This is a genomic window from Rhizobium sp. 2YAF20, assembly GCF_052114685.1.
GTDB lineage: Bacteria > Pseudomonadota > Alphaproteobacteria > Rhizobiales > Rhizobiaceae > Rhizobium.
In genome coordinates, this window is the sequence record NZ_JBFRFF010000001.1 from 458,411 (window position 1) to 472,952 (window position 14,542).

Here is a 14,542-nt window from a genome sequence, read left to right on the forward strand (position 1 = left end):
GGAGCGACGTGGCAATGAGATCCTCGGAAGCGTTGGACAAAAACAGGCAGGCAATCTGCGAAGCGACAGGACGCTTCAACGCGGCTAATCCGTGCGTCTTCGGATCTGTCGCCCGGGGTGAGGATCGACCTGATAGCGATCTGGATATTCTTGTCGATGCGCTGCCTGGGTCGACGCTCCTCAGTCTCGGCGGATTGCTAGAGGAGTTGGAGCAATTGCTTCGCGGCACGCCTGTTCATCTTGTAACTCCTGGTGATTTTCCCGAAAAAGTGTGGACACGTGTCCTTGCTGAAGCAAAGCCCGTATGAGTCCCGAAAGCCTGAAGGGCTATCTCGATCGAATGTACCAAGCGGCCGCTGAAGTCTCTCAATTTGTCGAGGGAATGGACAAGGACGCATTCCTAAAGGACGTCGTCAAACAACGCGCAGTCGGCATGAACCTCCTTATGGTTGAGGAAGTGGCAACGCGGGTTATGGAGGCCTATCCCGAATTTGTCGAGGAGCACTCCGATTTGCCCTGGCGCGAAATACGCGGCATGCGAAATCGCATCGCTCATGGATATTTCGCCATTGATCTAGGCATTGTTTGGGATACCGCGAAACAGGCTGTTCCTGATCTCCTGGAGAAGCTCTATGTCATCCGTCATTGGCAGGCGGAAGGCGAGTAGCATTCCTTGACCCACAGCCTTCAAATCCATCCCCTTACAAAATCCGTCTTCGCGCCTTTCGGCGATGTCATCGAGGCCGATCCGGCGTCGATGCGCTTCATCAATGGCGGTACGACGGAGCGTTTTCATGCCCTGGCGGCAACTGAGGCGCTCGGCGATGGCGCGCGCGTCATCATCAATCTGTTTCGTGGCCAGCCTCGTGCTTTCCCCTATGAAATCAACATGATGGAACGGCATCCGCTGGGGAGTCAGAGCTTTTCGCCGCTGTTGGGAACGCCGTTTCTCGTCGTCGTGTCCGCGGATGAGGACGGCAGGCCGGGCAGGCCGAAAGTGTTTCTAGCGCGTGGCGATCAGGGAGTGAACTATCGTCGCAACGTCTGGCATCATCCGCTGATGTCGCTCGGCACGCCCAGCGATTTTCTGGTTGTCGATCGCGACGGGCCGGGCAACAATCTTGAAGAGTTCTATTTCGACCAGCCCTATATCATCGGAAAGCCGACGTCATGACCGGACTCACCACGCACGTGCTCGACACCGCCATCGGCAAGCCGGCTGAAGGCTTGAAGATCGATCTCTATCGGCTTGAGGGTGACGCCCGCGTGCATCTGAAGACGCTCACGACCAACGCCGACGGCCGCGTCGATGGCGGGCCGATCCTCGTCGATGAGAGCTTCCGGATCGGCACTTACGAACTAATTTTCTATGCCGGCGACTATCTCAGGGGCACCGGTGCTCCTCTGACCGATCCTGCGTTTCTCGATCTCGTGCCGATCCGCTTCGGCATTTCCGATGTCACGGCGCATTATCATGTGCCGCTGCTGATTTCGCCCTATGGCTATTCGACCTATCGCGGGAGCTGAAGTCATGCGTTTTGCCGCTATCGCTGATATCCATGGCAATCACCTTGCGCTTGAGGCCGTCCTTGCCGATATCCGCGCTCAGGGGATCGAGGACATCGTCAATCTCGGAGATTGCTTCAGCGGCCCGCTCGAAGCCGGGAAGACGGCAGACCTGCTGATGGGGCTCGATGCCGTCACAGTTCGCGGCAATCATGATCGCTATCTGATCGAAATAGAGCCGGTGAAGCTTCACATTTCGGACGCCTTCGCCCACGCGCAACTGTCTCCAGCTCATCTCGACTGGATCCGCGGTCTTCCCTTCAGCGCGGTCTACAGGCAAGAGATCTACCTCTGCCACGCGACTCCGACAAATGACAACGCCTATTGGCTTGAAACCGTCTCTCGGGATGGTTTGGTGCATCTGAAGTTGATCGAGGAAATCGAGGCGTTTGCCGCAGGTGTCGATCAGCGCCTGATCCTGTGCGGGCATAGCCACGTTGCGCGTATGGTCAGGCTGCGCGACGGACGCCTTGTCGTCAATCCCGGTAGCGTCGGCGCTCCGGCCTATGACGACGATCTTCCGTATTTTCACAAAATGGAGGCAGGGCACCCGTTTGCCTCTTACGCGATCATTGAAAAGTCAGCCGGTCACTGGCTGCCGTCGTTTCGCAACGTTGCCTATGATTTCCAGGCAATGGCAGATATTGCCGCGCGCAACGGCCGGCAGGAATGGGCAAGCGGCCTTTCAACCGGCTGGCTGCGGTAGGCCCCGGTCAGGCGGCGTTTTCCCGCTCGATTTCGTGGCGGGCAGCGCGGGCAAGGAAGCCGGAGCGGGATAGTCCGTTTTCCGCGGCGTAGGCGTCTATGCGGGAAAGAACATCGTCTGGAAGGGTGACATTGATGCGCACGGCCTTCGGGGCCGGGCTCCTCAAGCTGACGAGAATCGCCACACCGTCCCGATTTGCGGGATCCGCCATGACGCTTTCAAGCGTTGAGGCCTGCGGGAGCGCTTCGCCGTCTTCGATGAGACCTTGGACATGAAACGCGAGTGCTTCCTCCGCCATCTCGCGAGCTTCGTCCAACGTCAAACCTGCAGTGATTGCCCCCGGGAAATCGGGGAAAGATACGCCGTAGTCGCTATCTTCGTCTTTGTGGATCAACCCGATATAATTGCGCATTTCAGTCCAGCCTCAGCCCTGATTGCTTTCGGTGCCGCTTATCGTGCCGAAAGCAATGTCGCGCTTGTGATGGGCTACAGTCACATGTCCAGTTTTGTCGGGGTTCTTCAACTGGACGTGACTTCCCTTCTGGCCGACCTGATACCAACCATTTTGCTTCAGCGTAGATATGACATCGGCGCTCCTCATCTTCAATGATAATACACATGAGTGTGTATTGACAAGCAAGAGTTGGCGAGAAGCCACAACGCCCTACACATCCGCGATAATACTCCGATCCACGCTGTTGATGTCACGTTTTCCGCAGAGCGCCATGGTGATATCCAGCTCCTTGCGGATGATGCTAAGGGCCAGGCTGACGCCTTCCTTGCCCATCGCGCCGAGGCCATAGAGGAAGGGGCGGCCAATGAAGGTTCCTTTGGCGCCTAGCGCCACGGCCTTCAATACGTCCTGTCCGGAGCGGATGCCGCCGTCCATGTGTACCTCGATCTTGTCGCCGACCGCGTCGACAATCCTTGGCAGCATCGAGATAGAGGAGGGCGCGCCATCGAGCTGCCGCCCGCCGTGGTTGGAGACGATGATGGCGTCAGCTCCAGTCTGTGCTGCTGACCTGGCGTCTTCTACGTCGAGGATGCCCTTGATGATCAGCTTGCCGCCCCAGCGCTCCTTGATCCAGGCGACGTCATCCCAGGACAGACGGGGGTCGAACTGTTCCGCGGTCCAGGAAGCGAGCGAGGAGAGGTCCGAGACGTTCTTGGCGTGGCCGACGATATTGCCGAACGAGCGCCGCTTGGTCTTCAACATCCCCATGCACCAGACGGGGCAGGTCGCCATCTGCCAGATGTGCTTCGGTGTGAATTTCGGCGGCGCGGAAAGGCCGTTGCGCAGGTCCTTGTGGCGCTGGCCGAGGATCTGAAGGTCGGCGGTCAGAACCAGAGCCGAGCAATTGGCCGCCTTGGCACGGTTGATCAGGTTCATGACGAAGTCCTTGTCCTTCATCACGTAAAGCTGGAACCAGAACGGCTTGCTGGTGACTGCGGCGATGTCTTCGATTGAGCAGATGCTCATTGTCGACAGCGTGAAGGGGACGCCGAATTCCTCCGCGGCGCGGGCTGCCAGCATCTCGCCATCGGCGTGCTGCATGCCGGTCAGGCCGGTCGGCGCCAGAGCCACGGGCATCGAGACCTTCTGGCCGACCATCGTCGTTTCCAGGCTGCGGTTGGTCATGTCGACGAGCACGCGCTGGCGTAGCTTGATCTTCTTGAAATCGGCCTCGTTGGCGTCGTAGGTGGACTCGGTCCAGGCGCCGGAATCGGCATAATCGAAGAACATCTTCGGCACGCGACGCTTTGCTAGTGTTTTCAGGTCTGCGATGGTGAGCGGCGTGGCCATTGATGAATGCCTTCACACGTGAATGATTTACTCGCCCATAACATGGATTTGAGGCGAATGGGAGAAATTCTATCTTCCGGAAGCTACTTCAGGGCGTGTGAGAGTGCAGATTTGAGAGCCACCCCCGCCACATAGGTCTCGCTGATTGCCCGGTCGTCGCCCATGGTCTGCAGCAGGAAAAGTTCTTCGGAAAGCGTCTTGACCACCTCCATCTTCAGCGCCATGGCAGGCGTTGCTCCGGCGTGGAGCACAACGAGGTCGGCATCGGTGCCGGGTTCCAGCGTGCCGATCCGGTCGGAGAGCAAGAGGGCTTCGGCATTGCCGAGCGTCATCAGGTAGTAGCTCTCCAGTGGGTTGAGGCGTTCGCCGAGCAGCTGCTGGATCTTGTAGGCCTCGTCCATGGTGCGCAGCATGGAATAGCTGGAGCCGCCGCCGATGTCGGTGGCGACGCCGATGCGCACCGGCTTATCGCGGCGGGACAGCGCCTTCAGCGGAAACAGACCGGAACCGAGAAACAGGTTCGAGGTCGGGCAATGGACTGCTACCGCGCCCGCATCGCTCATTGCGTCCGCCTCGCGGCCGGACAGGTGAATGCAGTGGCCGAACAGGCTCTTTTTCCCGAGCAGGCCGTAATGGGCGTAGATGTCGGTATAGTCGATGGCGCCCGGATAGAGTTCCGAGGTGAATTTGATCTCGTCGTGGTTTTCGGAGAGATGCGTCTGGATGTGCAGATCCGGAAATTCGCGGACGAGCGCTGCGGTTGCCTCCATCTGCTCGGGCGTCGAGGTTATGGCGAAGCGGGGGGTGATGGCGACATGATTTCGGCCCTTGCCGTGCCAGTCTGCGATCACCTGCCGGGTCTCGTCGTAGCCCATCTGTGGGGTGTCCAGCAGGCCCTGCGGCGCGTGACGGTCCATCATCACCTTGCCGCCAACCATGCACATGTGGCGCCGCATCGCCTCTGCAAAAAAAGCATCGGCGGAAGTCTTGTGGACGGAGCAATAGGCAACGGCAGTCGTCGTGCCGTGGCGGATCAGCTCGTCGTAGAAATGGACGGCGATGCGCTCGGCATGGGCGGTCTCGACGAAGCGGCACTCTTCCGGAAAGGTGTAGGTGTTCAGCCATTCCAGTAGGTTGGCGGCGTAGGAGGCGATCACCTGCATCTGCGGGAAATGAAGATGCGTGTCGATGAAACCGGGCATGATCAGATGCGGGCGGTGATCGATTTCGACGGCCTGTGCGGGTGTTGCGGCCTTGATCTGCCAATAGGAGCCGCGTGCAACGATGCGGCCATCCTCGATCAGCAGACCGCCGTCGCTCTCATAGAAATAGCTGTCTTCATCGGCGGCGCTTTGCGGGGCACGCTTGAAGGACAGCAGGCGGCCGCGCAGGAGTGTGATGGTCATTGTTGCTTGCCTTGATTGACGGAGCTTTCGAACCAGGCGACCAGCAATTTGCGCTCCTGTGGCGTCACCTCGGTGATGTTGCCAGGAGGCATCGCATGGCTGCGGCCGGCCTGAATATAGATCTCCCGCGCATGCATAGCGATTTCGGCGTCGTTTTCAAACATCACTTCCTTTGGCGGTCGGGCGATACCCTCGTAGGCGGGCTCGGCTGCATGGCACATCGAACAGCGCGTCGAAATCACCTGCTTGACGGCTGGAAAATGCGCGTCTGACGCAAACTGCTGGAAGGCCGGAGCGACAGCTTCCGCATCCCTTTCGCCGGTCAGTACCTTCGGAACTGTCGATAGCCACATGATCAGGATGAAGAGGATTAAGGTGGCGATCCAGGTCCAGGTAGGGCGGCCCTTGCGGGCGTGGATGGTGTTGAACCAGTGGCGGATGGTGACACCCATCAGGATGACGAGCGCGGCGATCACCCAGTTGAAGGCAGTGCCGAACGCCAAGGGATAGTGGTTCGACAGCATGAAGAAAATGACGGGCAGCGTCAGGTAGTTGTTGTGCAGAGAGCGCTGCTTGGCGATGGCACCGTATTTCGCGTCCGGCATGCGCCCGGCGATCAGGTCGGCAACGACGATCCGCTGGTTCGGCATGATGATGAAGAAGACGTTGGCCGACATGATCGTCGCGGTGAAGGCGCCGAGATGCAGGAATGCGGCGCGGCCGGTGAAGAGATGGGTGTAACCCCAGGCCATGAAGACGAGGACGACGTAGAGCGCCGCCATCAAGCCCCAGGTATTGTTGCCGAGAGGCGATTTGCACAAGAGGTCGTAGACGATCCAGCCGATGGCAAGGGAGGCCAGCGAGATGAGGATGGCGACCGGGACGCCGACATCGAGCACATGCCGATCGATGAGGAAGAGGTTTGCGCCGCCGTAGTAAACGATGCAGAGCATCAGGAAGCCGGAGAGCCAGGTGAAATAGCTCTCATATTTGAACCAGGTCAGGTGTTCCGGCATGGCAGCGGGCGCCACCAGATATTTCTGGATGTGGTAGAAGCCGCCGCCGTGAACCTGCCATTCCTCGCCATAGGCTCCCGGTGGAAGATGCGGACGCTTCACCAGGCCGAGATCGAGCGCGATGAAATAGAAGGAGGAGCCGATCCAGGCGATCGCGGTGATGACGTGAAACCACCGGGCCGCAAAGGCCAGCCATTCCCACGCTATGGCGTATTCATACATTCACGTCCCCTTTTTTTGCCTCCGCTTCGCGACATTGCAAAATGTTGGTCTTCTAGGGAAGGGGAGAGTTGGGTCGAAGCGGCGTTTCCCTGGGGAACTGCGCGATTACGTCGCCGCGCCGCACTGCTCACTTGGTCAACTCCTGCGCGATAGGCGAAATCCGGCGACTGGGTTACACTCGGCGCGCGTCGGAATTGTACGAAATTCCGCCGTGAGGGCACAAACAGCGGAGAATTGCCGATGCGCAGTCTTCTGATACTTGCCGTCATTGCCGTTGCATTTGGCGTTCAGGCGCATGACGCACCGACCGGTTGGAGATACGATCCCTATTGCTGCAACGGGGATGGCATGACCGGCGATTGTCAGATGATCCCTTCGCGGACGGTCAAGGTGGTCGAGGGCGGCTTCCTGATCACGCTCGAGCCCGGCGATCACCGGGAGATCACCCGCAACCATGTCTTCATGATGCCGCAGCGAAAGACGATGCGCTCGCCGGACGGTGCCTTCCATCTCTGCCTGTTTCCAAATGAGGATACGCCGCGCTGCTTCTATGCGCCGGACATGGATTTCTAAGCGACGGAAATCAGATATTCTCGGCTTGCATCTCGGCGACGATCCATGTTCGAAAGGCCTTGATCTTTGGGACGTTCTTCCGATTTTCCGGATAGACGAGCCAGTAGTCGCGGCCGTCGTTGCACATGATGTCGAAGGGCTGGTAGAGCCGTCCTGCTGCGACGTCTTCCTTGAAATGTCCGGGATTGAGGATCGCCACGCCGTCTCCGGCAATTGCGATGTTTGCATCCATGACCTGGAGTTCCAGTTCGTTTCGCGGGAATTTTGCGAGACCTGGGTCTTCGATGCCGGCGGCACTGAACCATATCGGCCACCAATGGTCGCCCGCGCTGATGATCGGCAGCTTAAGCAGGTCCGCCGGCTCGCGAATGCCGCCCGCCTTTTTAGCGAGCCTGGGGCTGAGCATAGGTGAAAAATCCAACTCCATGATCTTTTGAGAAAAGAGCCCCGGCCAATCGCCCTTACCCCAGCGCACTGCAAGATCCGCCGGCTCGCGGTGGAAATCGACGATTATTCCGGCGGTTTTCAGCCTGACGGCAATGTTTGGATGTTTCAATTGAAACGAACCGAGATGACGTGACAGCCATTGCTGCGCGAACGTCCCGGTCGAATGGATCGTCAATATTTCCTCTGTGGCCTGCCTTGCCGACGCGACGGCCTCGTTTAGCATCTCGAAGGCTTCTGCGACCTTCGGAGCCAGCTTCTCCCCGGCGTCCGTCAGCGTGATCTGCCGCGGCCGGCGCAAAAAGAGAGGTTCGCCGATATTCTCCTCCAGCAGCTTGATCTGGTAGCTGACGGCGGTCTGGGTCATGCCCAATTCGGTGCCGGCTCTCGTGAAACTGCCATGCCTGGCGACCGCGTCGAAGACGCGAAGGGCATTCAACGGAAATTGTTTCGACAGCTTCACGGATAAGCTCTCTTGATGCATGCAGACGGTTGTTCGATTGGAATTTCAGCACTTTCAGAGCGAAACTGCAATCCACAAGATCAAACAGCCACGGGTGATGTCATGGATATGTCTGCTGCCGAGCAGCCCTCTGCACTAAAGTCGAAGGCCTATCCGTCGATCTTGAAAGGGCTGTTCGTATTCCTTGCCAGACGCGTCGCGCCTGCTGCAAAACTGGATCTCGATGGGATGCCGGACAGGGTGAAGCGCGATCTTGGATTTCTCGACGGGCGCGAGCCGCGCTACGAAGACGAGCGGGCGCGGTAGTTTGCGAGCGCGGTCAAGATGTCGGCAGCCGTCATGGCGGCGATGACCTCGGGATGCTTGTCCCTGACGGTGCCGCCGCCGATGGGCAGCGTCAGATGCTCGAGCCAGGCCTTTTCGCCGCCTTCACGGGCGAGCCAACTGGCAAACGTCGCTCGTTTGGTCGCCGAGCCGATCATGCCAACATAGGCAAGGTCGCTGCGGGCAAGCGCCTCCTTGGCGATCAGGAAATCGAGCGCGTGGTCGTGGGTGAGAATGAGGACGACAGCGCCTGCCGGAATGTCCGCAATAAGCGCCTCGGGCATGGCCATCAGCATCGTTCTCGTGTCGACGGGCAGCTCGTTCAGCTCTTCCCGTCGCGTTTCGACGACTGTGGTGACGAGGGGCAGCGGCTTCAGCGCGGTGGCCAGAGCCCGGCCGACATGGCCGGCGCCGAACAGATAGACTTCCGACCAGTCGCGCGTTTCGTCCTCCATCCGCCGCTTGAGCTCCGCAATGGTTTCCGCAGTTGCCGGCCGGCACCGCAGCTGCGTTCGCCCGCCGCAGCACTGGCCGATCTCTGGGCCAAGCGGGATGTCCATGAACTCGACGCCGCCGCCTGCATGCATCTTGCGGGCATTGCCGATCGCCATGAACTCCAGCTGGCCACCGCCGATAGTACCCCAGATCTCCTTCTCTGTGACAAGCATGAAGGTTCCGGTTTCCCGCGGGGTCGAGCCCTGCGTGCCGATGATCTCGATCAGGATGGTTTGCAGATTTTGGTTGAGGAAGGCGTCGAGGGAAGGGGTCATGGATGTGGCCCCGGATATACGCAGGCGCGGGCGGCGCTCCAATGAGCCGATCTCCGTCGGAAAGCACCAATATAGGAAGAGTGAGGGAAGTTGATGCTCGGCTGTTGAGCCCGCATATTGAGGTGCAATTCGAAGAATTGCCTCCAAGGGCGAGGGCGCTTGCCCCGGTGAATGCTGCTCTGTGCAGACAACGGGCATCTTGGCCAACCCTCGTGGTTCGAGACGGCCCTTCGGGCCTCCTCACCATAAAGGCCGGAGCGTCCAGCCGCCAATCCGCCCACCGTATGTGATTGCCCTAGCCGTGAGGGAGATTCCAGCGAAGCTGACAAAGGGGAGTGAACTATGAGTGAAAGGCCCCCCCGCACGGATTACATCCCCTTCAACCGCTCGACCGCCATCAGCACCCTTTCCGGCGTCGCCGGAGCATCGAGGCGGGGGCAGATCTTGTAGTCCGCAACGCTGGCGACGGCCATGGAGAGGGCTTCGAGCACCGAGATCGCCAGCATGAAGGGTGGTTCGCCGACCGCCTTGGAGCGGCCGATGGTGGCTTCGGCGTTCTCGGACCATTCGGCAAGGCGAACGTTGAATATCTTCGGGCGGTCGGAGGCGAGCGGGATCTTGTAGGTCGAGGGCGCATGGGTGCGCAGCCGGCCCTTGGCGTCCCACCAGAGCTCCTCCGTCGTCAGCCAGCCCATGCCCTGGACGAAGGCTCCCTCGACTTGGCCGATATCGATCGCCGGGTTCAGCGAACGGCCGACATCGTGGAGGATATCGGTGCGGTCGATCAGGTATTCGCCGGTCAGCGTGTCGATCGAGACTTCCGAAACCGAGGCACCGTAGGAGAAGTAGAAGAACGGCGTGCCGCGGCCGGCGGCGCGATCCCAGTGGATCTTCGGCGTCTTGTAGAAGCCGGCGGCGGAAAGCTGCACGCGGGCGAAATAGGCCTGCCTGATGAAATTCGGGAAGGGGATTTCGATGTCTCGAACGCGGACGCGGTTGGGCAGGAACATGACATCTGAGGGTTCGACATCCCATTTCTGCACGGCAAAGGCGACAAGACGTTCCTTGATCTGTCGGGCGGCGTCGAAGGCGGCCATGCCGTTGAGGTCTGAGCCTGACGAGGCGGCGGTGGCCGATGTGTTCGGCACCTTGGCCGTCGTCGTCGCGGTGATCTTCACGCGGTCGATATCGACCTGGAACGCATCGGCCAGAACCTGCGCCACCTTGGTGTAGAGGCCCTGGCCCATCTCGGTGCCGCCGTGGTTCAGGTGGATCGAGCCGTCCTGATAGACATGGACCAGCGCCCCCGCCTGGTTGAAGGCCGTCATGGTGAAGGAGATGCCGAATTTGACCGGAGTGAGCGCTATGCCCTTGCGAATGAAGCGGCTGGTGCGGTTGATTTCGATGATGGTGTTGCGTCGCGCCTGATAGTCGGCCGAGGCTTCCAGCTCCTCGACGATACGGCCGATGATGTTGTCCTCGACCTCCTGATGGTAGGGCGTCAGCGTCCTCCCAGAGCCGGGCTGGCCGTAGAAATTCAGCTTGCGGATTTCGAGCGGGTCCTTGCCGAGCGCGTAGCCGATCTCCTCGATGATGCGCTCGCCGCCGACCATGCCCTGCGGGCCGCCGAAGCCGCGGAAGGCGGTGTTTGAGACCGTGTGGGTCTTCAGCGGCTTGGAAACCAGATGGACGTGCGGGTAGAAGTAGCTCGAATCGGCATGGAACAGCGCACGATCGGTGACCGGGCCAGAGAGGTCGGAGGAGAAACCGCAGCGCGCCGCATAGGTGGCATCAACCGCCTGGATGCGGCCGTCATCGTCGAAGCCGACCTCGTAGTCGACCATGAAATCGTGGCGTTTGCCGGTCGCAACCATGTCCTCGTCGCGATCGGGTCGGAACTTGACGGCGCGGTTGAGCTTCTTGGCGGCGATTGCGGCCAGCGCTGCGAACTGGTTGCCCTGCGTTTCCTTGCCGCCGAAGCCGCCGCCCATGCGGCGAACGTTCACCGTGACGGCATTGGACGGAATGTTGAGCACGTGGCCGACGATATGCTGGATTTCGCTTGGATGCTGTGTCGAAGACCAGACGGTGACCTCGTCGTCTTCGCCGGGGATCGCCATGGCGATATGGCTTTCGAGATAGAAATGCTCCTGTCCGCCAATGCGCATCCGGCCCTTCAGCCGGCGCGGCGCCTTTTCCATCTCGGTTTCCGGTTCGCCGCGATGAAGCGTCATCGGATCATAGACCAGCGGCCCGCCATTTTCGAGCGCGCCGTCGATGTCGCTCCAATGGGGCAGCTCGCGATAGTCGATCTTGGCAAGGCGGGCGGCGCGACGGGCCGCGTCGCGCGTCGTGGCAATGACGGCAAAGATCGGCTGGCCGTGAAACTCGACCTTGGTCTCGGCAAGCAGCGGCTCGTCATGCTTGCCGTTGGAGCTGACATCGTTGATGCCGGGCACGTCCTTGCCGGTGATGACCCAGATGACGCCGGGATAGGATCTGACGGCTGCGAGATCCATGCCGAGAATGTCGGCATGTGGCCGGTCGGATAAGCCCAGCGCTCCGTGCAGCAGGTTTGCCGGTTCGGGAATGTCGTCGATATAGTCGGCCGCACCCGTCACGTGCTTATGTGCGGAATCATGCTTCAGCGACGCATGCATCGAGCCGTTGATGCTCTTGCGGTCCTCGAAGGTGGATTTGTCCATCAGAGCGCACCTCCGGCATTGTCTGGTTTTGCGCAGAAGAGCTTACCCCGCTTTGTCGGCCGGGCCGATATCTCCCCCCTTGTGGGGCAGATGTCCGACAGGACACAGGGGGGTATCGCGCCAAATTCGTAGCCGATTGCCACCACCATCATACCAGCTCCTCGAATCGCTTCAGCTCCTGAGGCGCGCCCGACGTTTCCAGATAGAACCGGAGAAGCAGGTTCTTCGCCGTTAGCTGTCGGTATTCTGCCGTAGCCCGCCAGTCGGTCAGTGGTTGATAGTCCGCGTCAAAGGCATCGCGGCCGGCAACCGCGGTCTGCTCCGTCCACGGTTGGCCGATGAGTTCGGCCTCGACGGTGCGGGCGCGCTTCGGGGTTCCGGCCATGCCGCCGAAGGCGATGCGGATGTCGGCGACCTTGCCGGCGTCATCGAGCGCCAGGTGGAAAGCGCCACACAGCGCCGAGATATCCTCGTCGCGGCGCTTGGTGATCTTGTAGACCGCGAAATGCACGCCATCTTCGGGATAGGGAACAAAGACGCTTTCGACGAATTCGCCCGGTCGGCGGTCCTGCTTGCCATATTCGATGAAGAAATCCTCGAGCAACAGGCTGCGAACGCCGCTTGCGGAGCGCAGCTTGACGGTGGCTCCGAGTGCGATCAGCGGCGGCGGCGTGTCGCCGATCGGCGAGCCGTTGGCGATATTGCCGCCGATCGTGCCCATGTTGCGCACCTGCTCGCCGCCGATGCGGTTGATGAGGTTGCCGAGTGCGGGGATTTTTGCGGCCATGGCGGAGAAGGCGCGGCTATAGGTGACGCCGGCGCCGATATTAAAGCCCTTGTCTCCGGCTGATATCGCCTGCAGCTCGGCCAGATGATTGATGAAGACGACCGGGTTCAGTGGCCGCATCTGCTTGGTGACCCAAAGCCCGACATCGGTAGAGCCGGCGACGATCGTCGCCGTGGGTTCGTCGAGAAGGATCCGGGAAAGTGCCGCCATCGATCCGGGCACGATCAGCCGTTCGTCACCCGACGAAACCGTAACGGTTTCGCGATTGCCGATCGCCCAGAGGCGCGAGCTGATATTCGAACGGGTCTTCTCCAGTGGGTCGAACAGTGTGCTCGGCCTTATCCGGCTCACCTGTTCGGCCGCTTTGACGATCGGCTCATAGCCGGTGCACCGACAGAGATTGCCTTGCAAGGCCTTTTCGATCTCGGCCCGGCTCGGCTTCTCGTTCGAAAGCCAGAGGCCGTAAAGTGACATGACGAAGCCCGGCGTGCAGAAGCCGCATTGCGAGCCATGGCAATCGACCATCGCCTGCTGCACTGGATGCAGAGTGCCGTCCTTGGCGGCGAGATGCTCGACGGTGACGACATGGGTGGCATGCAGCGAGCCGACAAAGCGGATGCAGGCATTGACCGATTCGTAGTGCAGGCCGCCGTCTATAAGGCGACCGACCAGCACGGTGCAGGCGCCGCAGTCCCCTTCCGCGCATCCTTCCTTCGTGCCCGTCAGGTGCCGGTTGATCCGCAAGAAATCAAGCAGCGTCTCCGTCGGACGCAGGCTCGAAAGCGAGACGTCCTCGCCGTTCAGGATGAAGCGGATGCTGTCGTTCATGTCGGTCCCTTAGCTTATTCTTATGGTTCAACCGTCAATCGTTATGCCGCAGTCCAGCCACCGTCAATCGAGACATGGGTGCCCGTCACCTGTTTCGCATCGTCGCTGGCCAGATAGAGCGCAAGCGCTGCAATTTCCTCTGCCTTGACGAATTCGCGCGTCGGCTGGGCTTTCAGCAGCACCTCGGTCTTCACCTGTTCCTCGGTCATGCCGCGGGCCTTGGCGGTATCCGGGATCTGCCTTGCGACCAGCGGCGTTAGCACATAGCCGGGGCAGATCGCATTGACGGTGATGCCGAATTCGGCAAGCTCGAGAGCCGCTGTCTTGGTCAATCCGAGGATGCCGTGCTTGGCCGCGACATAGGCGGACTTGAAGGGCGAGGCGACCAGCGCATGCGCCGAGGCGATATTGACGATCCGCCCGGCTTTCTTCTCTTTCATCAACGGGATGGCAGCCCGCATGGTATGAAACGAACTGGACAGATTGATGGCGATGATCTGGTCCCATTTGTCGATCGGGAAATCCTCGATCTTCTCGACATGCTGGATGCCGGCATTGTTGACGAGGACGTCGACGCTGCCGAAGGTGCTCGCCGCGGTCGCGATCAGGTCGGCGATTTCGGCGGGTTTCGTCATGTCGGCCGGGTGGTGGATGACCTTGCCGCCTAGGGCTTCAAGGTTCGACTTGATGGTGCCGATCTCGTCGGGACTGCCGAAGCCGTTGAGGACGATATTTTCGCCCCTGGCGGCAAAGGCCGTCGCGATCGCAAGGCCGATGCCGCTGGTGGATCCGGTGATGACGACTGTTCTTGCCATGAGAAACTCCATGTTCCGCGCCGGCTTCTATTGCAGCGCAAACTGTCTTGAAGGTTAGTCCCAAATCGAGAGCAAGAGCAATTCTGTTTTGTGCTCGCGATCCGACCGACGGC

At 60.2% G+C, this 14,542-nt stretch carries 17 protein-coding genes; 7 read left to right on the top strand and 10 right to left on the bottom strand.

What is annotated here, in order from left to right; all coding sequences use genetic code 11:
- The first annotated feature begins 14 nt into the window (after positions 1-14).
- The 5 genes from AB4Z52_RS02190 to AB4Z52_RS02210 are packed head-to-tail and all read left to right on the top strand — an operon-like array spanning position 15 to position 2,272.
- Positions 15-308, top strand: a complete 294-nt coding sequence (locus AB4Z52_RS02190) for a nucleotidyltransferase family protein (protein WP_442216250.1) — start codon at positions 15-17, stop codon at positions 306-308.
- Positions 305-667 (top strand): HepT-like ribonuclease domain-containing protein, encoded by a 363-nt coding sequence (locus AB4Z52_RS02195; RefSeq protein WP_442216251.1) that lies wholly within the window; start codon positions 305-307, stop codon positions 665-667. The genes AB4Z52_RS02190 and AB4Z52_RS02195 overlap by 4 nt, the downstream gene beginning before the upstream one ends.
- Before the next feature lie 6 nt (positions 668-673).
- The gene (locus tag AB4Z52_RS02200; RefSeq protein ID WP_442216252.1) at positions 674-1,174 is read left to right on the top strand and encodes an ureidoglycolate lyase; all 501 of its coding nucleotides are present in this window, start codon (positions 674-676) and stop codon (positions 1,172-1,174) included.
- Positions 1,171-1,527 carry a hydroxyisourate hydrolase gene (gene uraH / locus AB4Z52_RS02205; RefSeq protein ID WP_442216253.1) on the top strand — a complete coding sequence of 119 codons (357 nt, stop codon included), beginning with the start codon at positions 1,171-1,173 and terminating at the stop codon, positions 1,525-1,527. Before AB4Z52_RS02200 ends, uraH begins: the two co-directional genes overlap by 4 nt.
- Before the next feature lie 4 nt (positions 1,528-1,531).
- Positions 1,532-2,272, top strand: coding sequence for a metallophosphoesterase family protein (locus tag AB4Z52_RS02210; protein WP_442216254.1), 741 nt, complete (start codon positions 1,532-1,534; stop codon positions 2,270-2,272).
- Between the two features lie 7 nt (positions 2,273-2,279).
- On the opposite strand, the gene AB4Z52_RS02215 is transcribed toward AB4Z52_RS02210, so the two are convergent.
- The 5 genes from AB4Z52_RS02215 to AB4Z52_RS02235 all read right to left on the bottom strand — a co-directional run bounded on the left by AB4Z52_RS02215 (position 2,280) and on the right by AB4Z52_RS02235 (position 6,720).
- Entirely contained in the window at positions 2,280-2,684 is a 405-nt protein-coding gene (locus tag AB4Z52_RS02215) for a type II toxin-antitoxin system HicB family antitoxin (protein WP_442216255.1), read from the bottom strand.
- A 12-nt stretch (positions 2,685-2,696) separates the two neighbouring features.
- The gene (locus tag AB4Z52_RS02220) at positions 2,697-2,873 is read right to left on the bottom strand and encodes a type II toxin-antitoxin system HicA family toxin (protein WP_442216639.1); all 177 of its coding nucleotides are present in this window, start codon (positions 2,871-2,873) and stop codon (positions 2,697-2,699) included.
- A 63-nt stretch (positions 2,874-2,936) separates the two neighbouring features.
- On the bottom strand, positions 2,937-4,076 hold the full coding sequence (locus AB4Z52_RS02225) for an alpha-hydroxy acid oxidase (RefSeq protein ID WP_442216256.1): 1,140 nt from the start codon (positions 4,074-4,076) through the stop codon (positions 2,937-2,939).
- An 83-nt stretch (positions 4,077-4,159) separates the two neighbouring features.
- Positions 4,160-5,482, bottom strand: a complete 1,323-nt coding sequence (gene guaD, locus AB4Z52_RS02230) for a guanine deaminase (RefSeq protein ID WP_442216257.1) — start codon at positions 5,480-5,482, stop codon at positions 4,160-4,162.
- Complete coding sequence (locus AB4Z52_RS02235; RefSeq protein WP_442216258.1) at positions 5,479-6,720, bottom strand: urate hydroxylase PuuD; 1,242 nt, start codon at positions 6,718-6,720, stop codon at positions 5,479-5,481. Before AB4Z52_RS02235 ends, guaD begins: the two co-directional genes overlap by 4 nt.
- Before the next feature lie 240 nt (positions 6,721-6,960).
- Here AB4Z52_RS02235 and AB4Z52_RS02240 point away from each other — a divergent pair, with 240 nt between their 5' ends.
- Complete coding sequence (locus AB4Z52_RS02240) at positions 6,961-7,293, top strand: hypothetical protein (protein ID WP_442216259.1); 333 nt, start codon at positions 6,961-6,963, stop codon at positions 7,291-7,293.
- Positions 7,294-7,303: 10 nt separating this feature from the next.
- Here the strand turns inward: AB4Z52_RS02240 and AB4Z52_RS02245 are convergent, their stop codons facing one another.
- Positions 7,304-8,221 (bottom strand): LysR substrate-binding domain-containing protein, encoded by a 918-nt coding sequence (locus tag AB4Z52_RS02245; RefSeq protein WP_442216260.1) that lies wholly within the window; start codon positions 8,219-8,221, stop codon positions 7,304-7,306.
- A gap of 81 nt (positions 8,222-8,302) precedes the next feature.
- On the opposite strand from AB4Z52_RS02245, the gene AB4Z52_RS02250 reads away from it, so the two are divergent.
- Positions 8,303-8,506 (top strand): hypothetical protein, encoded by a 204-nt coding sequence (locus tag AB4Z52_RS02250; protein WP_442216261.1) that lies wholly within the window; start codon positions 8,303-8,305, stop codon positions 8,504-8,506.
- Here AB4Z52_RS02250 and xdhC read toward each other — a convergent pair.
- From xdhC to AB4Z52_RS02270, 4 genes are all read right to left on the bottom strand, one after another.
- Positions 8,482-9,294, bottom strand: a complete 813-nt coding sequence (xdhC, locus tag AB4Z52_RS02255; protein WP_442216262.1) for a xanthine dehydrogenase accessory protein XdhC — start codon at positions 9,292-9,294, stop codon at positions 8,482-8,484. The two genes, AB4Z52_RS02250 and xdhC, sit on opposite strands and share 25 nt — an antisense overlap.
- 368 nt (positions 9,295-9,662) lie before the next feature.
- Positions 9,663-11,999, bottom strand: coding sequence for a xanthine dehydrogenase molybdopterin binding subunit (gene xdhB / locus AB4Z52_RS02260; protein WP_442216263.1), 2,337 nt, complete (start codon positions 11,997-11,999; stop codon positions 9,663-9,665).
- A gap of 148 nt (positions 12,000-12,147) precedes the next feature.
- Positions 12,148-13,614 carry a xanthine dehydrogenase small subunit gene (gene xdhA / locus AB4Z52_RS02265; protein WP_442216264.1) on the bottom strand — a complete coding sequence of 489 codons (1,467 nt, stop codon included), beginning with the start codon at positions 13,612-13,614 and terminating at the stop codon, positions 12,148-12,150.
- A 41-nt stretch (positions 13,615-13,655) separates the two neighbouring features.
- Positions 13,656-14,429 (bottom strand): 3-hydroxybutyrate dehydrogenase, encoded by a 774-nt coding sequence (locus AB4Z52_RS02270; RefSeq protein ID WP_442216265.1) that lies wholly within the window; start codon positions 14,427-14,429, stop codon positions 13,656-13,658.
- Positions 14,430-14,542 lie beyond the last annotated feature (113 nt).